General features: G+C 68.5%; 17 protein-coding genes and 1 pseudogene. 7 read left to right on the top strand and 11 right to left on the bottom strand.

What is annotated here, in order from left to right; genetic code table 11:
- The first annotated feature begins 355 nt into the window (after positions 1-355).
- The gene (locus DFQ14_RS18790; RefSeq protein WP_114454650.1) at positions 356-2857 is read left to right on the top strand and encodes a PEP/pyruvate-binding domain-containing protein; all 2502 of its coding nucleotides are present in this window, start codon (positions 356-358) and stop codon (positions 2855-2857) included.
- 176 nt (positions 2858-3033) lie between these two features.
- On the top strand, positions 3034-5517 hold the full coding sequence (gene hrpB / locus DFQ14_RS18795; RefSeq protein ID WP_179951622.1) for an ATP-dependent helicase HrpB: 2484 nt from the start codon (positions 3034-3036) through the stop codon (positions 5515-5517).
- 116 nt (positions 5518-5633) lie between these two features.
- Here hrpB and DFQ14_RS18800 read toward each other — a convergent pair whose 3' ends face one another.
- The 3 genes from DFQ14_RS18800 to DFQ14_RS18810 form a co-directional block, all read right to left on the bottom strand.
- Positions 5634-6113, bottom strand: a complete 480-nt coding sequence (locus DFQ14_RS18800; RefSeq protein WP_114454651.1) for a nucleoside deaminase — start codon at positions 6111-6113, stop codon at positions 5634-5636.
- 142 nt (positions 6114-6255) lie between these two features.
- A complete protein-coding gene (locus tag DFQ14_RS18805; RefSeq protein WP_114454652.1) occupies positions 6256-7041 on the bottom strand; it encodes an IclR family transcriptional regulator in 786 nt (261 codons plus the stop codon).
- A gap of 32 nt (positions 7042-7073) precedes the next feature.
- Positions 7074-7943, bottom strand: a complete 870-nt coding sequence (locus DFQ14_RS18810) for an MBL fold metallo-hydrolase (protein WP_158546723.1) — start codon at positions 7941-7943, stop codon at positions 7074-7076.
- 236 nt (positions 7944-8179) lie between these two features.
- Between DFQ14_RS18810 and DFQ14_RS18815 the strand changes: the two genes are divergently transcribed.
- Positions 8180-9541, top strand: coding sequence for an MFS transporter (locus DFQ14_RS18815; protein ID WP_114454654.1), 1362 nt, complete (start codon positions 8180-8182; stop codon positions 9539-9541).
- A 186-nt stretch (positions 9542-9727) separates the two neighbouring features.
- Here the strand turns inward: DFQ14_RS18815 and DFQ14_RS18820 are convergent, their stop codons facing one another.
- Positions 9728-10618, bottom strand: a complete 891-nt coding sequence (locus DFQ14_RS18820) for a universal stress protein (protein ID WP_114454655.1) — start codon at positions 10616-10618, stop codon at positions 9728-9730.
- Between the two features lie 75 nt (positions 10619-10693).
- On the opposite strand from DFQ14_RS18820, the pseudogene DFQ14_RS18825 reads away from it, so the two are divergent.
- From DFQ14_RS18825 to DFQ14_RS18840, 4 genes and pseudogenes are all read left to right on the top strand, one after another.
- Positions 10694-10951, top strand: a pseudogene (locus tag DFQ14_RS18825) (universal stress protein); the annotation flags it as partial.
- A 152-nt stretch (positions 10952-11103) separates the two neighbouring features.
- Positions 11104-12093, top strand: a complete 990-nt coding sequence (locus tag DFQ14_RS18830) for an Acg family FMN-binding oxidoreductase (RefSeq protein WP_114454656.1) — start codon at positions 11104-11106, stop codon at positions 12091-12093.
- Positions 12094-12303: 210 nt separating this feature from the next.
- Positions 12304-12711 carry an Hsp20/alpha crystallin family protein gene (locus DFQ14_RS18835; protein WP_114454729.1) on the top strand — a complete coding sequence of 136 codons (408 nt, stop codon included), beginning with the start codon at positions 12304-12306 and terminating at the stop codon, positions 12709-12711.
- A gap of 91 nt (positions 12712-12802) precedes the next feature.
- Positions 12803-13270 carry a hypothetical protein gene (locus DFQ14_RS18840; protein ID WP_114454657.1) on the top strand — a complete coding sequence of 156 codons (468 nt, stop codon included), beginning with the start codon at positions 12803-12805 and terminating at the stop codon, positions 13268-13270.
- Positions 13271-13592: 322 nt separating this feature from the next.
- On the opposite strand, the gene DFQ14_RS18845 is transcribed toward DFQ14_RS18840, so the two are convergent.
- From DFQ14_RS18845 to groL, 7 genes are all read right to left on the bottom strand, one after another.
- Positions 13593-14255, bottom strand: coding sequence for a DUF4389 domain-containing protein (locus DFQ14_RS18845; protein WP_114454658.1), 663 nt, complete (start codon positions 14253-14255; stop codon positions 13593-13595).
- A 465-nt stretch (positions 14256-14720) separates the two neighbouring features.
- Entirely contained in the window at positions 14721-15362 is a 642-nt protein-coding gene (locus DFQ14_RS18850) for a hypothetical protein (RefSeq protein ID WP_246195647.1), read from the bottom strand.
- 86 nt (positions 15363-15448) lie between these two features.
- Entirely contained in the window at positions 15449-15700 is a 252-nt protein-coding gene (locus tag DFQ14_RS18855) for a hypothetical protein (protein ID WP_114454659.1), read from the bottom strand.
- A gap of 334 nt (positions 15701-16034) precedes the next feature.
- A complete protein-coding gene (locus DFQ14_RS18860; RefSeq protein ID WP_114454660.1) occupies positions 16035-16751 on the bottom strand; it encodes an iron-sulfur cluster assembly protein in 717 nt (238 codons plus the stop codon).
- Positions 16748-17791 carry an amidohydrolase family protein gene (locus DFQ14_RS18865; RefSeq protein ID WP_114454661.1) on the bottom strand — a complete coding sequence of 348 codons (1044 nt, stop codon included), beginning with the start codon at positions 17789-17791 and terminating at the stop codon, positions 16748-16750. The genes DFQ14_RS18860 and DFQ14_RS18865 overlap by 4 nt, the downstream gene beginning before the upstream one ends.
- 42 nt (positions 17792-17833) lie before the next feature.
- Positions 17834-18862: an NAD(P)-dependent alcohol dehydrogenase gene (locus tag DFQ14_RS18870; protein WP_114454662.1), complete on the bottom strand. Its 1029-nt coding sequence runs from the start codon at positions 18860-18862 to the stop codon at positions 17834-17836.
- Positions 18863-19101: 239 nt separating this feature from the next.
- A complete protein-coding gene (groL, locus tag DFQ14_RS18875) occupies positions 19102-20751 on the bottom strand; it encodes a chaperonin GroEL (protein WP_114454663.1) in 1650 nt (549 codons plus the stop codon).
- Between the last annotated feature and the right edge of the window lie 28 nt (positions 20752-20779).

Genomic DNA, 20779 nt, shown 5'->3' on the forward strand with positions numbered 1-20779 from the left:
CCGAGACCCACCCCCACCCAACATCACGATCACCATCGTCACCGCCACCAAACCGGCTCCACAACGCCGAAAACCACCAAAGTAAGCGGTATTGCATCTAGAGGTGCTGATCGGAGAGGTTCGGTGCGCGGGTGGCAGCGTGGCGGCTACCCGCGTGCGGCGCTTCCTCCCGGAGCGCACGGTGCGCACGTCGGAAGCCCTCACGCGCCGGCCGCAAACGTGACCCCGCACCAGCCGACGTCGAGCCGATGCTGTTGATGTAGCTCCTCTCGGGAGTAGGGTGCTCTTCGGTGTGCCGGGAAGTCTGGTCGGCGTCAATAGTTGAGCGATCCCGGGACGAAAGAGAAACCGACGAATGACGAATGCGGAAGCTGACGGCAGCGCCGTCGTCGATCTGCACGAGATCCGCCGCGACATGGGTGGCCTCGTCGGCGGCAAGGCCGGGAACTTGGGCGAGATGGCCGCGGCCGGTGAGCAGGTGCCGCCCGGTTTCTGCGTCACCACCGCCGCGTACGTCGCCGGAGAAGTGCCTGCGGACGCCATCGTCTCCGCTTACGAGAGGATGGGCGGGGGCCCGGTCGCCGTACGCTCCAGCGCCACCGCGGAGGACCTGCCCGACGCCAGCTTCGCCGGGCAGCAGGACACCTACCTGAACATCGAGGGCGCCGAGGCCGTCGCCGATGCGGTCCGCCGTTGCTGGGACTCGCTCGACAACGAGCGTGCGGTCGCCTACCGGGATGCCAACACCATCGACCGCGCCGACGTGCGCATGGCCGTCATCGTCCAGCGCATGGTCGACGCCGACACCGCCGGTGTCCTGTTCACCGCCGATCCGGTCACCGGCACCCGTACCCGCACCGTGGTGGACGCCGTCCGCGGACTGGGCACCGCCGTCGTCGACGGCTCGACGGAGCCCGACCACTACGCGCTCGACGAGGGCGCCGCGCCGGACGACACAGAGGGCTGCCTCACCACCGCCCAGCTGGAGGAGCTGCGATCCGCCGGACGCCGGCTCCAGGACCTCTTCGACGCGCCCCAGGACGTGGAGTGGGCCCGCGACGCCGACGGCGTCCTCTGGCTCCTGCAAGCGCGTCCCATCACCACGCTTTTTCCGCTGCCCCCGCAGAACCTGCCGGACCTGCCGCGCCTCTACCTGGAAGCCGGCCACATACAGGGCATGCTGCGGCCGTTCACCCCCATGGGCATGGCGATGATGCAGGAAGTGTGGAGTCGCTGGTGCAAAACGGCCGGAATCACCGTCGACCCGCACGACCCGGATGGTCTCATGGCCGGCATCGGAGGGCGCCTCTACATCGACATCAGCTCCTTCGTCCGCAGCAAGCCGATGCGCCGGAGGCTCGCCGCTGGTCTGGACGTGTACGGCCCGCGCGTCCAGGAAGCCGTGACGCGGATGCTCCGCGACCCGCGCTTCGCGCCACGGCCCGGTCTGCCGTTCTCCGTCCGGACCGCGTTCTCCCTCTCGGTCTCCCTGCTCCCCGGCTTCCTGGCCGGTATCGGCTGGTCGTTGGCCCGGCCCGACTCAGGTCGCGCCAAGGCACTGTCGGCTGTGGAGAGCCTGCGCCGCCTGCAGGGGCCCGGTGACGGCGCGGCGGCCCGTGAGCGGCTGGACTGGATCACCGGCAGCGCTTTCGACACCATGCTCGGCACAGCGATCACGGAGGTGATCGGGCCGGTCTTCGCCGGAATCCTCGCAGGCACCGCCCCGGCGTCCCTGCTCAAGGGCATCGCGTCGAAGCAGGAGACCGACATCGTCCTGGGCGGCATGCCGCACAACGTCACCACGGAGATGAACCTCGCCCTCTGGCGGATCGCCGAACGCGCCCGGCCGCACGGCGCGCTCTTCACCGACACGTCCCCGGACGAGCTGGCCGAGCGCTACCGACGCGGGGAGCTGCCCGACGTCGGCATCGACGCCTTCCTCGACAACTACGGGCACCGCGCCGCCGCCGAAGTCGACATCGGCGTCCCGCGCTGGCGAGAGGACCCGTCGCCGGTGTTCGGCGCCGTCGCCAACTACCTGCGCTTGCAGGACCCCGAACAGGCGCCGGACCGCCGGTTCGAACAAGCCGCAGCGGCGGCGGAGACCAAACTCGAAGAGCTCAGTGCGCGTGCCGTGCGCGCCCGCCCGGTCCGAGGTCGGGTCGCGGCGTTCCTCATGCGCCGGTCCCGGTCGCTGACCGGGATGCGGGAGTACGCGAAGTTCGCCTGGCTGGTTCCCTACGCCGAGATGCGCCGACAGCTCGTGCTCGCCGGAGCGGATCTCGTCGCCGCAGGCGTGCTGGAGGCTTCCGAGGACATCATGTTCCTCGAACCGGACGAGGTCCGCGCGGCCATTCGCGACCACGCGGACCGCCGAGCGTTGGTGGCCGAGCGGCGCCGCCTCCACGCCCGCGAAGTGCGCCGCCGCAGCGTCCCGGGAGCGCTGCTGACCGACGGCACCGACATCGAGGCGACCGCACCTACCGCCGCACCCGAGGACGGATTCACCGGCATGCCGGCCGCTCCGGGACGGGCCGAAGGCCGGGCCCGGGTCGTCGTCGACCCGGCCGGAGCCCACGTGGAACCCGGCGAGATCCTCGTCGCTCCCACCACCGACCCCGGCTGGACACCGTTGTTCATGACGGCGGCCGGGCTGGTCAGCGACACGGGGTCACCGATCGCGCACGGCCCCACGGTCGCCCGCGAGTACGGAATCCCCGCGGTGATCTGCGTCCGCGACGCGACCACCGCGATCCGCACCGGCGACCTCCTGCGCATCGACGGCGCGGCCGGAACCGTCGAAATCGTCCCCGACCCCGACACCGAGCCCGGACGCGTGCGCGACGCCGCGGCCTGAATCGCCCGTTCAACCGCGTCGAGCACCTATCTGACAGACCGGCTCCGGTAACTGGTGAGGCCTTGTTCGGTGCGGCTCGCACGCGGATCACGACTGGTGACCGGCCACGTGCGGCGTTCCCTCCCGGAACGCACGGTGCGCATGCCCGCCACCGGCCGGGCGATACCGTTTCGGGCATGACGCGTGTCCTGCCCGAGCTTCCCGACCTGCCGGTGCGGTCCGTGCTCGACGAGATCGGCGAGGAGCTGGACCGCAACGGCACCACCGTGCTGGTGGCCCCGCCCGGCACCGGCAAGACGACGCTGGTGCCGCCGGCGCTGGCCGAGCGGGGGCTGCGCGTGGCGGTGGCCGAGCCGCGCAGGCTCGCGACCCGGGCCGCCGCCGCCCGCATGGCCGAGCTGCTCGGCGAGCAGGTCGGCGACCGTGTCGGCTACGCCGTGCGCGGTGAGCGGCGCTCCTCGGCGAACACGCGGGTCGAGGTGGTCACCTCCGGGCTGCTGGTGCGACGGCTGCAGTCCGATCCCGAACTGTCCGGGGTGGACGTCGTCATGCTCGACGAGTGCCACGAGCGGCACCTGGACGCCGACCTGCTGCTGGCCCTGCTGTTGGACGCGCGCGGCGGGCTGCGACCGGACCTGCGGGTCCTGGCCGCCTCGGCGACCGTGGCCGGTGACCGGCTGGCGAACCTGCTCGGCGAGGACACCCCGGCCCCGATCGTGCAGGCACACGGGCAGACCCATCCGGTCGGCACGAGCCACATCGCACCGCTGCGCAAGGAATCGACCGAGAACACCGTGGCACGCGCCGTGCGGACCGCGCTGGACGAGCAGCACGGCGACGTGCTCGCCTTCCTGCCCGGCGCCCGTGAGATCGCGCGCACGCGCGACCTGCTCGCCGGGGAGTCCGATGTGGACGTCCTGCCGCTGCACGGGCGGCTCCCGACCGGCGAGCAGGACACCGCCCTGCAGCAGGGAAAGCGGCGACGGGTCGTGCTGTCCACCGCGGTCGCCGAGTCCAGCCTCACCGTGCCCGGGGTGCGGGCGGTGGTGGATTCCGGGCTGTCCCGCGTCTCCCGCATGGACCACCGCCGCGGGCTGTCCGGGCTGGTCACCGTGCGCGCGCCGCAGGCGATCACCGAGCAGCGCGCCGGCCGCGCCGGGCGCGAGGGTCCCGGACACGCCTACCGGTGCTGGCCCGAGCACGAGCACAGCGCGCTCGCCCGCTACCCGGAGCCGGAGATCCGCACCGCCGAACTCACCAGGCTCGCCCTGGAGCTGGCCTGCTGGGGCACCCCGGATGGCAGCGCGCTGCGCTGGTGGGATGCTCCCCCAGCCGGGCCGTTGGCCGCCGGGCAGGCGGTCCTGACCGCGCTGGGCGCCCTGGATGCGAGCGGGGCGGTCACCGCACGGGGACAACGGATGGTCGAGCTCGGGTTGCATCCGCGGTTGTCCCGCGCGCTGCTGGACGGCAGCGCGCGGGCCGGTCGCCGCACCGCCGCCGAGGTCGTCGCCCTGCTCGACGACGACGGGCTCGCCCGGGACACCGAACTCGCCACGGCCCTGCGGAAACTCCGCGGCAAGGGGCCGGGCTCTCAGCGCTGGCGGCGGGAGGTGCGGCGCCTGGAAGGGATGGTGTCCGCTCCGAAGGATCCTCCCGATGCCGGTGACGAGGCTGCGGTAGTGGCACTGGCCCATCCCGAACGACTGGCCCGCCGCCGCTCACCCCGCTCGCGGACCTACCTGATGTCCGGCGGGACCGCCGTGGAGCTGCCCCGCTCGGAAGTGCGCGAGGACCCGTCCGGCATGCCCACCTCCGAAGGGCTCGCCGGCTCGGAATGGCTGGCCATCGCGATCGCCGAGCGCGATCCCAACCGCGCGCACGGATTCGTCCGGCTGGCCGCACGGGCCGACCAGCAGCTCGCCGAGCAGACCGCTCCCGGCCTGCTGTCGGACACCGACGAGATCGACTGGCACGACGGAGACGTCCGCGCGCGCACCGTGCGCCGTCTGGGCTCGATCGTGCTGTCGGACAAGGCGCTGGAAACGCCCCCGGCAGATGCGCTGCGGGCGGCCCTGCTCGAGGGTCTGCGCACCGAGGGGCTGGAGCTGCTGCACTGGGATGCCGACGCCCGGCAACTCCGGCAGCGACTCGCCTTCCTGCACCGCACCTTCGGCGATCCGTGGCCGACCACCGGTGAGGCCGACCTGCTCGCCGCAGCCGAGACGTGGCTGGAACCCGAGCTGTCCGCCGCGGCCGGTCGAACCGACCTGGAACGCATCGACGCCGGAACCGCGCTGCGCAGGCTGCTGCCCTGGCCCCAAGCCGGCCGCCTCGACGAGCTCGCCCCCGACCGCATCGAAGTCCCCTCCGGCGCCCGGGTGCGCCTCGACTACAGCGGGGAACAGCCGGCCCTGCCGGTGCGGGTCCAGGAAGTGTTCGGCTGGACGAGCGTGCCCACCATCGCCGAGGGACGGGTTGCGGTGCTGATGCGGCTGCTCGACCCGGCAGGCCGTCCCGCCGCGGTCACCGGCGACCTGGAGTCCTTCTGGAGCAACGGATACCGGCAGGTCCGCGCCGAACTGCGGGGCCAGTACCCGAAACACTCCTGGCCGGAGAACCCGCTGACCGCCTCCCCGAGCCGCCCAGGCCGCAGCGGCTGACCGGTCGGGACACGAGTCGACAGGGATTTCGGACGCGATCCGGACCCTTCTGAGACGGAGATTGCTCGCCGGGCCCCTGTCCGGCGTCTACGACTCACCGGGCGGGCATGCTGCGCTCAGTGTGAACCGTGGAAACGGCGTTGCAGCTCGTGCACCTGCTCGACGAGCTCCGGAACCGGACCCTCCACCACGAGACCGGGCACGATCTCCCCGACCGGCAAGGTCCGTACCGGGGGCGGAGCGGCGCCCAGCTCGGCAAGCCAGCCGGACAACTGCTCGGACGAGCTCACGTACACGATGCGGCCCAACCCGACCCAGCCGTGCGCGGCCGCGCACATCGGACAGTGCTCCCCCGAGGTGAACACCGTCGCCACCGCCCGATCCTCCACGGTCATGTTCGTCGCGGCCCACCGTGCCAGTTCGAACTCCGGGTGCCGGGTCCGATCGCCACCGGACACACGGTTGCGGTCCTCGGCCAGGACGGTGCCGTCCCCGGCGACGAGCACGGACCCAAACGGCTCATCTCCCGCCTCCAAGGCCGCAGCCGCGAGTTCCACACACCGACGAAGATGCCCCATCTCGGTCTCACTCGGCATGGCAACCTCCTTGATCACGAACTTCGGGCCATGCTATCCACCGGATTCGACGGAGCCCGCCGACAAGATCATCGCTCAGCGCACGATCCGACACGGATGTTGCCCAGACCCCCGATCCGACGAGCCTGCAACACACCGATCGCTACCCCACCCGCTCCCGGGACGCGGCGCTGGTCGAGGAGAGCTGGCGGGATATGCCCATGGCGGCGGTACGCACGGCGGGACCGAGCCGTGCGACGTTGGCACGGGAACTGCGCACCACGACCGAGATGGCGGCAAGCGCCTGCCCGTCCGCGGACAGCACCGGGGCGGCGACCGAAACGGTGCCGAGTGAGTATTCCTGTGCGGCCACGGAGAAACCGCGCCGGCGGATCTGTACCAGTGCACGGCGCAGCAGGCCGGGGGACGTGATGGTGTGTGACGTGTAGCGGGACAGCCCGGCGGCGATGGTCTCTTCGGCCAGTTCGTAGTCCGAAAACGCGAGCAGTGCTTTGCCCATGCCGGTGGCGTGTAGCGGAAGTCTGCCACCGGATCGTGAGGGCGCACCGACCGCGCGCCTGCCGGTGATCTTGTGCAGGTATACCGCGTGGTGACCGTCGCGCACGGCCAGATGCACGTTCTCGCGGGTGACCTCGTAGAGGTCCTCCAGGAACGGCAATGCGATGTTGCTGAGGCCGTATCGTCCGGGAGCGCGCATGCCGATCTCGAACAGCCGCAGTCCGATCCGGTAGTGATGGTCACCGCTGCGTTCCAACCCGCCCCACGCGACGAGCTCGCCGGCGAGCCGGTGCGCCGTGGCGGGCGCAAGCCCGGTGCGACGGCACAGCTCGGCCAGCGACAGGTCGGTGTCGTCGGGTCCGAAGGCATCGAGCACGGCCAGCACCCGGCTGGTGACCGTGCGCCCCGGTTCCCGTATCTGGCCCGGCATGATCACCTCTCGTCGTCCCTGCCGACTCCAGACTAATCCACAGCCGCTGTGCTGCTCACAGGTTCGGACGACACCGGCACCGTGGTGTGGTCCTCCCCCACGACGAGCTGTCCGCTGAATCCCCCGCGGCGCACTTCCTCGGCGAACGTGTTCGCTTCGTCCCCCGTGGTCGGGCCGGGTTCGAGATGGGTGAGCACCAGGGTCGCCACACCGGCACGCTCGGCCATGACACCCAACTCCACGGTGTCGGCGTGATAGTCGGCGATGAAATCCTTGCCGCGCGCACGGAGAACTTCGGTGCGGCAGGCCTCGTGCACCAGCACGTCCACGCCTCGCGCCAGCTGCTCGATCTCCGCGCACACCCGGGTGTCACCGCTGACGACCACCGCGCCGTCGGACGTGTCGAAGCGGTAGGCCACAGCGTCCTCCACCGGTTCGTGCCGCACCGCCACCGCCGACACGTCCACCGTGCCGGACCGCCACACCGTGGTCGGTGTCTCCGTGGGGGTGAATGTCCGAACGTCCAGCGCGGGAGGTGTGGGACGACCACCGTGGTGGCTGCGGACCGCGATGTCGTCCTCCCAATTGTCGAGTACTCGGCGGGCGAATCGAGCTGTCGGTCCCTCCGGCGCCAGCACCGGCAGCGGGTCGAACTCGCCTTGCACCCAGCGGGTGAGCACGAGATCGGCCATGTCGACGAGGTGGTCGGAGTGGTAGTGGGTCAGCGCCAGCAGCCCGATCTGCGGGCAGCGCAGCCCCAGCTCGGCCAGCCGCAGCACGGTTCCGCGTCCTGCGTCGACCTGTGCGGCCCACTCTCCGCAGCGCAGTAGCGTCCCCGGGCCGGCCCGTCCCGGCACCGGCAGTGGGGTGCCCGTTCCGGTCAACGTCACGGTGGTGTCCAACGTCCGTCCTCCTCGTCTACGACGACGCCGTGCACCTTCGCCGAAGCGGCCGCCGCTGTGCCATGACGGCATTCCGTTCATCGGAATGGCACTGTGGGCCGGGCGACGGGACCGGTGTGACGCTGTGCGTACTCACCCGTGGTCCGCACCACAACCGCAACCGGCCGACCCGGCATCACCGGTGGCGCCGGTCGGCAATCAGTTTCCGTCGCAGGAAGAGAACAGACGTAGCAACGATGACTTCGACCCGGCAGACCGCAGCGACACCCGATCCCTCGCGGCAGCACGAGGATCAGCCCAGCCTCAATACCCGAGAGATGCGGAGGATCCTGGCCTCCAGCTTCATCGGCAGCCTCATCGAGTACTACGACTTCCTGCTCTACGCCACGGCTGCTGCCATCGTGTTCAGCCAGCTCTTCTTCACGAACCTGGGACCCGGCTTCGCCGCGTTCGCCTCCTTCGGCACCCTGGCGGCCGGCTACGTCGCTCGCCCGTTGGGCGGAGCGGTCTTCGGCCACTTCGGTGACCGTGTCGGACGCAAGAACGTCCTGGTCATTTCCATGCTGACCATGGGAATCGCCACGTGTTTGATCGGCTTGCTGCCCACCACTGCGCAGATCGGTGTCATCGCACCCGTGCTGTTGATCGTGTTGCGGATCATCCAGGGGTTGGCCGTGGGCGGTGAATGGGGAGGTGCCATGTTGATGGCGCTGGAGCACGCTCCGAAGAAGAAACGTGGCTTTGCCGCCAGCTTCGCGAACATGGGAGCTCCCGCAGGTGCTGCCCTGGCCACCCTGGCGGTCAGTGCGGTCACACTGCTTCCCCAGGACCAGTTCCTCTCCTGGGGATGGCGTATCCCGTTCCTGCTCAGCGTCGTGCTGGTCACGGTCGGCCTGGTGATCCGTCTCAAGGTCGCGGAAACCCCCTTGTTCCGGCAACTCCAGGACATGGCCGAAGCCAAGAAGCTCCCGCTGCTCGAGGTCGTGACCAGAAACCCGAAGAACCTCGTCCTCGGCATCATCACCGGAACCAGCGTCTACACCATCGCCGGAATGGTCACGGTGTGGGCCGTGTCGTATGCGGTCGGCAGCGGTGCTGACAAGACCGGCGTGCTCAACGCCAAAGCAGCGGCCGCCGTGGTCATGTTCCTCGTGGTGATCATCAGTGCCCGGGTCAGCGACCGCTTCGGGCGCAAGCCGGTCATGCTCACCGGAATGATCGGCGCGGCTGTCTGCGTCTTCCCGATCCTGTGGCTGGTCGAAAGCGGCACCGTGTGGGGCTTCGCGATCGCCGTGATGTTGGGGCAGGGTCTGCAGGGCGTCATCTTCGGGCCCTTCGGCGCCTTCACCGCGGAGCTGTTTCCCACACACATGCGCTACACCGGCGCATCCTTGGCGTATCAGAGTGCCTCCACCCTGGGTGCCGGGTTCACCCCGGCGATCGCAACCGGGTTGGTGCTCACCGCCGGAGGCAGCCTGACGTTCCTCGGAACCGTCTGGATCCTCGCCTTCGCCGTGGCTGCTGCCGCGATCCTGCTGACCCGCGAAGGCAGCACTCGCGACCTCACCACCATGAGAGCCGGTTCCGGACGGGAGTGATCGCGAGGCGGCCTCGGGCCGTCCACCTCCGAGGGGTTCGCCGGCTCGGAGTGGCCGGCCACCGGCGAGGTCGACCTACTCGCCGCGGCGGGCATGTGACTGGAACCCGGACTGCCCGCCGCGGCCGGTCGAGCCGACCCGGAAGGCCTCGATGTCGGAACAAGGCATCCATGCCCGGCGGCCGGCTCAGCGCGCGACGACGACCGGGCACGGCGAGTGATGGATCAGGGTCTGACTGGTCGATCCGAGAAGAAGACCGGCGAAACCACCGCGCCCACGCGCTCCCAGCACCATGAGCTGAGCGTTCTGGGCATGCTCCAGCAGGACCCGTGCCGGCTTGCCGTAGGAGGCGACCTGCCGGACCGCCACATCCGGGTAGGTCTCCCGCCAGCCGGCCAGGTTCTCGGCGAGCAGGCGCTCCTCGTCGTCCTGCACCGATCCCCAGCTGTCATCGGCCTGAGCCCTGGTCCACATCTCCCCGACGACCATGTCGTGCCAGGCGTGGAGCGCCACCAACTCGACGGATCTCGCCGCGGCAGCCTCGAACGCCCACGTCAGGGCGGGCTCACCGCCGCGGGAGCCGTCCACGCCCACGACCACCGGCTGCTCGGCGATCGCGGCGCCGTTGTCGGGCCCGCGCAGGACCGCGACCGGGCAGTGCCCGTGCCGGCACAGCGCCACCGCCACGGACCCGAGAATCAGACCGCTGAAACCTCCCAGCCCGCGGCTGCCCACCACCATCAGTTGCGCGGTCTTCGATTCGTCGATCAGGACCGTTCGTGCCGACCCGGTGCGCATCTCGGTGTCCACCTCGGCGTCGGGCACCTCCACCCCGGCCGTTTCCGCTGCCTTGCGCAGCCACTGCTCGACCTGGCGCCGCACCGCGTGGTGATAGGACTCCGGCAGCGACACTCCGGGCATCTCGGGCACGTGGGTCAACGCGGACACATCACCATGGACCACGCGCAGGCGCGTTCCCCGGTAGGAGGCCTCCCGCGCCGCCCACCGCAAGGCCTGGAAGGAGGCAGGGGAACCATCGATGCCCACCACGACGGGTTTCGAACCAGGAGTGCTCATACCCCGCTCCGTTCCTCGACGAAAACCCCGAGCCGCCGCAGGAGAGGCTCCGGTCCCCGAGCAACACCACCGACACGTGCCGTGGGCGCCACACGGACAACCATGACACCTCCGGGGCAACACCGCAGCGGCCACAGCGCGGGCGGGACCACGATGGTCGAGGAAACCCTCGATGCCGATACCTCCGAAGATGCGGATCTCCTCGTCGTCGGAAATCGCGGGCACGGCACCTTCACCCGAGCACTTCTCGGATCCGTCAGCCAGTACTGCATGCACCACGCACCCTGCCCCGTCGTGGTGGTTCGTCCCGATTCCGAGCACAATCGGCGGTGACGGGCGCTCCCTCTCTGTCGGGATCGCCGCCTTGCTCGCCCCACTACTACCACTGTCCGGCCCCGAAGCAGGGAACCGAAAGCAAGGCGGGTTCAACGGGCTGCTCCTCGGTCCGGTGACCGCCGGCGTATCGAGAGGTCTCGGAGGCTGCGATGGGAACCTTTACCACGACAATGGGCTTGGCTCCCGAACAGGCAGAGCAGGTGATCCGGCTGGCCGGAACAGCACCGTCCCTGCACAACACCCAGCCCTGGCGGTTCCGCCTGCACTCACAAGCCATCGAACTGCACGTCGATACGGCCCGCCGCCTTCCGCACACCGATCCCGACGACGAGGAGCTCCGGCTGGGCTGTGGGGCGGCCCTGTTCAACCTGCGCCTGGCCCTGCAACATTTCCGGATACGCCCCGGGGTGAGCCTGATCCCGCACACCGGCGAACCCACCCTGCTGGCCACGGTTCGCTCGCAAGGAGCACTGAACCCAGCCGAAGAGCAGGTACGGCTCTTCCGGGCGATCACCACCAGGAGGACGAACCGCCGCCCCTTCCTGGCAACACCAGTGCCGGAAACCCACCGCCACGCCTTGCTCGGCTCCGTCGAAGACGAGCACAGTGCGCTGCACACAGTCGACCGTACTCAGCGTGCCGAACTCCTCGAACTCGTGCACCGCGCACACGAGGTGCAAATGGCCGACGAGGGATTTCGGACCGAAATGGCGCACTGGACGGGCAGGACGGCCGAAGCCCTCGAAGGGGTACCGGCGTCCTCGGCAGGCCCCCGGCGAGAGGACCAGGACGAATGGGTGCTGCGGGACTTCTCCGGCGGACAGGCCCGGCAGCGGGTTCCCGGCAAAGACTTCGAGGACGACCCGCTGACGGTCGTGCTGTGCTCCTACGACAAGAGCCGGACGGACGACCTGCAGGCCGGCCAGGCCCTGCAACGAATGCTGCTCACCGCGACCTCGCTGGGACTGACTGCCTCCCTGATGTCCCAGGTGATCGAGGTCGTCGAAACCCGAGAACGGCTGCGGCAGCTACTCGGTGGCCGACTGCACCCACAGGCACTCCTGCGCATCGGCTACGGCTCCCCGGTGCCGGCCACACCGCGCCGCGCACCGCACGAACTGCTCGACCCGGGCCCGTAATGCGACCTTCCCCGACGAGCCTCGGCCTCCTGCAGCATCGCCGATGCCGCCGCAGGAGCAGCAAGGCTCTGTCCGCCCTGCGGAGGCGACTGCGAATCCACTCGCACCGAGGGCAGGAACCGGCGCAGAGGCACGACCACCCCTGTTTTGCTCCTGCGCAACCACGGAACCCCAGGGGTGTCCGAATTTCCGACGAGCGTGGAGAACGAGATGACCAGCATGCTGCCACGGCCAGGCTCAGCGCTGCCCGACCTGCTCCACTGGTTCGAAAGCGAATGGCCCTTCGAAGGCCGCCACCCGATGCGCGTCGAAAGCTACACCGACGAAGGCGAGTACGTGATCCGCTGCGAACTCCCCGGCATGGACCCCGACAGGGACATCCACCTCACCGTCGAGGGCAACCAGCTCCGGGTCTCCGCCGAACGCACCAGCGAGGAACGCACCGACCGGCACAGCGAGTTCCGCTACGGCTCGTTCCTGCGCACGATAAATCTGCCCATGGGCTGCGACACCGATGAGATCAAAGCCACCTACGACACGGGAATCCTGAGCATTCGCATCCCGAAACGCGAAACATCCACGAGCAAGGAAATCCCGGTCGCACGCTCAGGAGAATGACCTTCGGCGGTGTGGCCGATCCCGGCCACACCGCCCGGCACGGCACGCGGGAAGTCTTCATGATCGATTCGCGCTCGGATGGCGCGTGCGAATGCGCTGGCTGCCGGATCCTGCCGCACCCGACCGGCTTGCCGACGTCGAGGTATCGACGTGGGCAGAACCGTCCGAAGAAGAACTCGCCCTGGCCGGAGCGGCCTACTCCCGGCACACCGACCGCAGCCAGTACTCCGCGCGGGAAATCCCCTCGCACACCCTCGACGAACTCGTGCGGACCGGTGATTTCCCGGAAGCACGTCTTCAGATCGTCACAGGTGAGCATCGGTACGCGTTGGCCACGGCTTTCGTCAAGGCGGCCTTTTGCACAGCACCTCACCGACTACCGCGACGAACCGGCCTCCTGGACCGGCCGCAGCGCCGCGGAGCCCGAAGGCATACCACGGTCGCGAACCCCAGCCCGGTACGCAGTACGGCGATCTGGTGCTGCGGGACTTCGGGCGCACTGCAGCGATCCACGAGGAAATCGGATCCGCACGCACCGCGGGCACTCTCCTGCTGGTGAGCACCACCACCGGCGCTCCGGATGCCCCTCTCATGGCCGGCGCGGCGACAAGCCGGGTGTTTTGTGCACTGCCACGCTGAGGGGACTGGCCAGCAGTCCCCTCAGTGAAGCCTTCGAGGTCGAACAGACGCGAGACTCGCTTCGTCAGGAGGTACTGGGCGGCGTGAGATACCCCCAACTGGCCATCCGCGCCGGCCTCCCCGCGAACGGACAGCAGTCACCGCTCACCCCGGGGCGCCCCGTCCTCGAGTTGCTGCGTCTGCTGCCGGATTCCGCACCGTAAACCCGGAAAGTCCGCCCCCCTCGCGAAGCCGCGAGGACGTCAAGGAGCCAACCGAAACGGCGGGTAACGATCGGTGACGAGGATCCAGGCATACGCGACGACGCGGTTGTGCCAACGTCCCACTCCGGTCAGGAAGTCGAACAATGCTCGGGGATGGCGGCCGGTGAACAGGATCGTGAACCACGCCGCGACCACGGCCACGACCGCCGCGATATCCAGGAAGAACAAGACGATGTAGTGCGGAACGGCCAGCAGCCACTTCACCAGCGGTAGCCAGCGGTTGAGAGCGCGAGCGTCCGGATGGTCGAAATCGAGCCGTACCGACTGGTGCTCATCGGTGGACGGATACCGATCGTCCATGAGGGCCAGGTAGACGATCACCCGGTTGACGAACCGCAGCAACTCGCGATTCCAGTCGAACCACCATCGCGGGTACTTCCGGCGGAACAGAAGCATCAGCAGCGGCGGCACGAAGAGCAATCCGCCTGCGGCGGACACGACCGCGGCGCCCGACTCGGTGTCGATCTGCTGCGCCTGGCCACCGACGGTGCCCAGGACGACAAGGATCGGGATGGCCACGATCAACCGGAAGGCCGTGCTGAGACGGTCGAGACCGCGGTCCGGGTAGTCCACGTCGAAACGCACCGGGTACGGCTGCTGCGTGGGACCGGTCGGGCCGATTCCCGCGGTGTCCTCACTCATGGATGCACCCCCTGCCGGATGTGGCCGGTGACAAGATCAACCGCATGCCTGCGCGATCCCAGCGGCCCAGGAGCGGATCTCGCCCCAGTTCCGGCGATCGCGTAACTGTGGCGGAATGTTCCTCGCCATACTCCGGCGCAGGAACCCTCCCGCCTCCTCCTACACGAGCCCGCCGAACACCACGTGTTCGGCGGCGCCGATCTCGGTGGCGCGGCGAGCGACACGCCGGGGTTTCGTCCACCGCCGCCCCCGTGCACACCCCCGCTTCGTGCTGCCCAGTGTCCTACACCGGCGCCGGCCGCGCTGTCCGCGACGGCCGGTCACCACGGCCGGCAGGCGGGAGCCGACGGACGGCGTCGAGTGGGGTCCATCCTTCGCTCGGAAACCTCGACGCTGGTGATCTCCCGTGCCATCAGTGCGCTCCCCGATTCCCGGCCACTACTCGAACACTGCGGACGAGCACGATTACTCGGGCGAACCACTGTCGGCGGACTCGGAACCGGCCACTGGGACAACCGGTAGCGAGGAGAGCGCGTCCGCGGTCATGGCCCGCGCTGCGTTGTAGACGGTCTCCTGGTGACTGTTGATGCGCTCGTCGACAAGCCGACTCAGTTCGAGAGCAAGGTGACCGGTCTGTCGAACAGTCGTCTCGTCGAGTCGGGGCCGCGGCGCGGACGTGATCGCGACACCGTTCGCGTTACCACCGGAATCCTGGGATATCCCGACGACGAACGTCTCCCGAGAGGTGGCGCCGGCGTCCACGTGATGCGCTCCCAGTTTTTCCAGCAACTTGTGCCACTCGACGACCTCTCCCCGCATCCCGGTCGCCTCCACGTCCTCCTCGGTCAGACCCATGCCTCGCGGGCCGGGAACAAAGCACCGCCGATACGAGATGAGCGCGGTCGTCCAGAGGGCTTCCACGGTGATATCGCTCAGACCTGCCTCGCTCCGAGTCAGCCTCACGAGGATCTGTTCGCAGCAATCGACGACCGTTGTCATGTCCTCGAAGATCGCTGCCAGATCCCTCAGGGACAGGGCCGCCGATGTCTGCAGCTGCCGCACGGTGCCGGGCGGTTTCACGCCGGAAGGCGAAGACTTCTCGTTCATTCTGTTCACATCCACTTCCGGAGACATGAGCCATGTGCACGACATCTTCATGCTCCGCGCGTCAGCATCCTCATGGCTCCCGACGACTATTCGGTGATCAATTCATAGCTGTCGTCGCCGATCCAGATTTGCAAGCCGTCCGCGTCATCGGTGATGGCCCCGTCTTCCTCCTCCCCCAGCTCGCGGGAGGCACCGAGCGCGAGTTCGCTCAAGGCGACACGGCCGTCCCCCAGGTCGCGAGGACGGTATTCGGGCGCAAGCCACGCGGTGCGGCTTGCGGTCGCGAGCAGGGCAGCATTGACTTCCCCGACCTCGGCGACGTACGTGCGCTGTCGCATAACTCTCCTCTCGTCGTGTGGATCGTCGACACCCCGTCCTCGGCGCGCCCCTCATCGGGGACTCACCCATGTGCCCGCTGCGGTAGCTGGTGGGATCTGCAGATTCATGCACAGCAACCGGATCGGTCGTGCGCTCCGCCGTTCCTCGAAACCGAAAATCGCGCCGGCCGCAGCAGCGGCCCGCGGAGGACAGGCGACAGGCTCTGCTTCCACGGACCGCAACAGCGGTCTTTTCGCCGAGGCCCCCGGGTGGGGTGTGAACAGCCGAGTCCGGCGCCCCGGAGGTCTCGACATCAACGGGCAGGGATGACGGGGCATGCCCGTCTCGGCTCGGTCACTCGAGCTGTCGAGGGTGGAGGTCACGGTCCTCGCCGCCGTAGCGGGTGGACAGCAGTCCGCGGCACCAGCCGGCGTTGGCTTCGATACTGACGCGGGTGGTGCGGGCGAAGCGCAACCGCACCGGCAGCGTGTCCACCTCGACGGGCTCGCCCCTGTCATCGAGGAGAAGAGGAGCGTCGTCCTGGCTCGGCAGACCGAGCTGCTCTCGACGTCGGCGAAGCTTCGCCAACTCCCGGCTGTCCTCGAGATCCCGCAGGCGCACGCGCACCAGCTCCTCTTGTGTACAGCCGGAACGCAGCAAGCGACTCGCCAGTTTTTCCTGGTAGGCGATGTGGGCTTTGCGCAGGAAAGTACGACGCAGCTCGTCGAGTTCCCCGGTGGCCAGCCCCGGGAAGGAGGCGTCGAACCCGTCGCCGGCGGCCACTCCGGCATTGATCTCGTCGGCGGCGAAGTGGTCGAGCAAGCGCACCCGCACGCGGGTGATTCCGGGCAACCCGGTCAGCACATCGTGAGCGTCGGCGACCATGAGGTAGGCGAAGTTCGGGGCGCAGAAGTAGGTCGGCAGCCTCAGGTCCACGAACACCTCGTGATCGCGGACCTCCAGGGACGCCACGAAGTCCAAGTCGGTGATGGGCTCGTCGAGTTCCGGATCGAGCACGGTGCCCAGAGCCCGCCACACGGCGGACTCCGGGCCCACGGCAGTCGTGGTCACGATGTCAACACCTCCTCATTGGTTTCCGAGCCGACCGCCGCGTGCACGGCGGGTTCGGACACGCGCGCCTCGGACGGCACCGGGATGTCGTAGAGCCGGGCGGCGTTGAGGCCGAGGATCTTGCGCTTGATGTCGGCAGTGAGCACCCCGTACTCGGACTGCAGGTCCGGCGGAATCTGGAAATCGACGAACTTCTCCACCAGCCACTTCGGCGTCCAGATGGCGTAGTCACTGGCGAAGGTGATGCGGTTTTCGTCGAGCCAGTACAGCAGCTCGCCGATGATTTGGGCGAAGTAGCGCGGCCGGCTGTGGATGAACGGCATCGCCACCGCCAGGCCGCCGTAGACGTTGGGTTCCTGGGTGGCGATCCAGCAGAAGTCCTCCAGCCGCGGCAACCCGACGTGTTCGATGATGAAGTTCAGGTCCGGGAATGCGGTGGCCGCCTCATCGACATCGGCGACGTCGAAGGAATCCCGGTTCAGCGGGTAAATCGTCGGGCCCTTGTGCACATGGATGTTGCGGATTCCCAGTTCCCGGCACTTCTCCAGGTAGCGGTAGGACCACGGATCCGACAGCTTCCAACCCTTCGACTCGCCCTTCCACTCGGCGGTGTAGAGCTTGACGCCCCGCGGTTGCCAGCGTTCGACCAGCTGCTCCAGTGCGGCCAGTCCGGCTTCGCCGTCACGGGGGTCCCAGGCGCCGTTGACGAGGAACTTGTCCGGGTGCTTCTCGGCCAGCGCCCCGTCCTGCTCGGTGGTGTTGAACCCGTTGACGAAGAAGTCCGTCAAGTAGGTCGGCTGGAAGATCGCCGTGTCCACGTAGCCGACCTCGAACAGGTCGTGCATCAGGTCGGCTTCGGTCTGCTTCTGGAAGTGCTCCAGCGACCACAGCTCCGTTTCCGGACTCAGGTTGCGGTGGTAGTCGTAGAAGCAGTTGAGAAAGCCCTCGCCGTAGCGGTTGGCCTGATTCGCCGGAGTGCCGTCCCAGAAGTGGATGTGGCTGTCGACGATGAAGTACTGCTCGCCGTCCTTGGTGTACATGTTGCTGTCCTGCCTTTCGGCGATGGGTGGGGCTCGGTGTGGTCAGAGAACGAGAATGGCCCGGCCCCCGGGAAGGCGGCCGTGATCGAGATCGTCGAGCGCGTCGAGGGCGGCATCCAGCGGGTAGGTGCGGGTGCGCAAGGACACCTTGCCCTGGGCGGTCAGCGTCATGAGCTCGTCGAGATCGTTGTAGGAGCCCACCAGGTTGCCGATCACGTTGATCTCGCGGGAGATGATGTCGATGGTGGGCACATTGACCGCGCCGCCGTAGCCGATGACGAAATACGAGCCCGCATCGCGCGTCATCGCCACGCCCTCGGCTTCGGTGCCGGACTCGCCGACGAAGTCCAGCACCACGTGCGCACCCGCGCCGCCGGTGATCTCGCGCACCGCGTCGACCTGCGCACCGTCGGCGGTCACCGTGTGGTGCGCACCGAGTTCGGTGGCCAGCCGCAACGCTTCCGGCGAGCGATCCACCACCGTGACCTCGGCCGGTGTCAACGCCAGCAACGACTGCAGCCCGATATGACCGAGCCCGCCGGCGCCGATCATCACCACCTGCGTGCCCGGATACAACAGCGGCACCGCCTTGCGCACCGCGTGATACGCCGTCAGCCCCGCATCGGCCAGCGCGGCCACATCGGCCGGCGCCAACCCCGCGTCGAGCTTGACCACCGACCGCGCATTGGTCAACAACAGCTCCGCCATCCCACCATCGCTGTCGATGCCGGGAAACAGCGAATTCTCGCAGTGCACGTCGTCGCCGGACCGGCACGCGCGGCACAACCCGCAGGTCACCAGCGGATGCAGGATGACCTTGTCACCGGGCCGCACGTTGCTGACCGCCGCGCCGACCTCGCGGACCGTGCCCGCGTTCTCGTGACCGATGATGTAGGGGAGGGACACCCCGCTCTTGTCGGCCCACTGGCCCTCGATGATGTGCAGATCCGTGCGGCACACACCCGCCGCATTGACCTCGACCAGCACATCCAGCGGGTTTTTGACCACCGGGTCCGGAACGGACTCGAGGTGTGCCCGCTCGCCGTAGGCGTGCACTCGTACCGCTTTCACATTGACTCCTTGCTCGATGGGACTGTCGTGTCCGATTCACCGCAGTCGCGGCTGCGCCGTTCCTGCCCGCGCTGCCATCGTGGGGAGCGTGTGAGTGCCGGACGCCGCGGTCACACGCGCTCGTGGGGTCCCGACCGCCGCGACTCGCCCGAGACCCCACGAGCTTTCCCACCGGCCCGCAGGCCGGCAGCTCACGGACCTCAGCACCAGACTCACACGATTGCCCGTTGAACACCGGGTCACGCGATATTGGAGGGGCGCACCATTCCTTCGGCGAGATCTCCGAACCCCGGAGCGGTGATCGAGCCGGGATTCTGCAGGTTCTCCTCGACCAGGAGAGTTTCGGTGGTCAACAGCAGCGAAGCGATCGAGGCGGCGCTTTCCAGCGCGGACCGGGTGACCTTCACCGGGTCGATGACACCGAAGCCGTACATGTCCCCGTACTCGCCGGTCAACGCGTTGAACCCTTCCCCACCCGGGGAGTCGGCAACGCGTTCGAGCACCTCGTCGGGCGAGTAACCGGCGTTGATGGCGATCCAGCGCAGCGGTTCGATCAGCGAGCGCCGCACGATCTCGTAGCCCCGGGCCGCGTCACCGGTCAGGCCGGTCGAGCCGAGCTCGGCGGCGGCCTTGACCAGCGCGGTACCACCACCTGCGAGGATTCCCTCCTCGATGGCTGCCCGGGTGGCCGAGACCGAGTCCTCGACCCGGTGCTGCTTCTCCTTGAGTTCCACCCCGGTCGCGGCCCCCACCCGCAGGACGGCGACCGACCCCGACAAGCGCGCGATCCGCTCCTGCAGCGAATCCTGATCGTGGGGATTCTCGGCCCGCTCGAGTTCCCGCTTGAGCTGCTCGATCCGAGCGTTCACACCGGCTTCCTCACCAGCACCGTCGACAATGGTGGTGCTGTTTTCGGTCACCGTGATCTTGCCGCACCGCCCCAGATGCTCGAGTGCGACCGACTCCAGCTGCAGACCGGCCTCCTTGCTGATGACCTCGCCCCCGCACAGCGTGGCGATATCGCCCAGCTGCTGCAGTCGCCGGTGTCCGAATCCCGGGGAACGTACGGCCACGGATTTGAAGGTGCCGTGCACATTGTTGTGCACCAGCATGCCCAGCGGCGGCCCCTGCACGTCCTCGGCGAGCACGACAAGCGGTCTTCCGGTGCGGGTGACCTGCTCCAGCACCGGCATCAGCTCCTGCACGTGAGTGATCTTCTCGTTGGTCATCAGGATGTAGGCATCCTCGAAGACCGCTTCCATCCGATCCTCGTCGGTGATCATGTAGGGCGAGATGTAGCCGTGGTCGAACTCCATCCCGTCCACGAAATCGACGTCCAGCCCGAAGGTCGGCGACTCCTCGACGGTCACGACCCCGGTCGTGCCCACCCGGCCCATCGCGATCGCGATCATCTCGCCGACCTCCGGGTCGTTGTTGGCCGACAGCGTGGCCACATGCGCGAGGTCTTCCTTGCCGCTGACCGACCGAGCTCCTGCTCTGAGCGTGTCGATCACCGCGTTCGCAGCCTGCTGGATACCCGATTTCAGCAACATCGGGTTGGCTCCCTCGTCCACGGCGCGGAGCCCCTCGTGCACCAACGCCTGCGCGAGCACCGTGGCCGTGGTCGTGCCGTCACCGGCCACCCCGTTGGTCTTGTTGGCGACTTCCTTGACCAACTGCGCTCCCATGTCGGCAAACGGATCGCGCAGGTGAATCTCCCGGGCGATGGTCACCCCGTCGTTGGTGATGCTGGGCGGGCCGGTGAGCTTCTCGATGACCGCGTTGCGCCCCTTCGGACCCAGCGTCACCTTGACGGCGTCGGCCAGGGCATCGACGCCGCTCACCAGCAGTTGCCGTGCCTCTACGTTGAAGCGGAGATCCTTTGCCATGTCTGCATCGTCCTTCTGATTCGTTGTT

Source organism: Halopolyspora algeriensis (assembly GCF_003337235.1).
GTDB lineage: Bacteria > Actinomycetota > Actinomycetes > Mycobacteriales > Pseudonocardiaceae > Haloactinomyces > Haloactinomyces algeriensis.

What these genes read in the sequence shown, in the direction of transcription:
- DFQ14_RS18790 (WP_114454650.1), top strand. Translation starts at nt 356, where the DNA reads ATGACGAATGCGGAAGCTGACGGCAGCGCCGTCGTCGATCTGCACGAG.
- hrpB (WP_179951622.1), top strand. Translation starts at nt 3,034, where the DNA reads ATGACGCGTGTCCTGCCCGAGCTTCCCGACCTGCCGGTGCGGTCCGTG.
- DFQ14_RS18800 (WP_114454651.1), bottom strand. Translation starts at nt 6,113, where the DNA reads ATGCCGAGTGAGACCGAGATGGGGCATCTTCGTCGGTGTGTGGAACTC.
- DFQ14_RS18805 (WP_114454652.1), bottom strand. Translation starts at nt 7,041, where the DNA reads ATGCCGGGCCAGATACGGGAACCGGGGCGCACGGTCACCAGCCGGGTG.
- DFQ14_RS18815 (WP_114454654.1), top strand. Translation starts at nt 8,180, where the DNA reads ATGACTTCGACCCGGCAGACCGCAGCGACACCCGATCCCTCGCGGCAG.
- DFQ14_RS18820 (WP_114454655.1), bottom strand. Translation starts at nt 10,618, where the DNA reads ATGAGCACTCCTGGTTCGAAACCCGTCGTGGTGGGCATCGATGGTTCC.
- DFQ14_RS18830 (WP_114454656.1), top strand. Translation starts at nt 11,104, where the DNA reads ATGGGAACCTTTACCACGACAATGGGCTTGGCTCCCGAACAGGCAGAG.
- DFQ14_RS18835 (WP_114454729.1), top strand. Translation starts at nt 12,304, where the DNA reads ATGACCAGCATGCTGCCACGGCCAGGCTCAGCGCTGCCCGACCTGCTC.
- DFQ14_RS18840 (WP_114454657.1), top strand. Translation starts at nt 12,803, where the DNA reads ATGCGCTGGCTGCCGGATCCTGCCGCACCCGACCGGCTTGCCGACGTC.
- DFQ14_RS18845 (WP_114454658.1), bottom strand. Translation starts at nt 14,255, where the DNA reads ATGAGTGAGGACACCGCGGGAATCGGCCCGACCGGTCCCACGCAGCAG.
- DFQ14_RS18850 (WP_246195647.1), bottom strand. Translation starts at nt 15,362, where the DNA reads ATGAACGAGAAGTCTTCGCCTTCCGGCGTGAAACCGCCCGGCACCGTG.
- DFQ14_RS18855 (WP_114454659.1), bottom strand. Translation starts at nt 15,700, where the DNA reads ATGCGACAGCGCACGTACGTCGCCGAGGTCGGGGAAGTCAATGCTGCC.
- DFQ14_RS18865 (WP_114454661.1), bottom strand. Translation starts at nt 17,791, where the DNA reads ATGTACACCAAGGACGGCGAGCAGTACTTCATCGTCGACAGCCACATC.
- groL (WP_114454663.1), bottom strand. Translation starts at nt 20,751, where the DNA reads ATGGCAAAGGATCTCCGCTTCAACGTAGAGGCACGGCAACTGCTGGTG.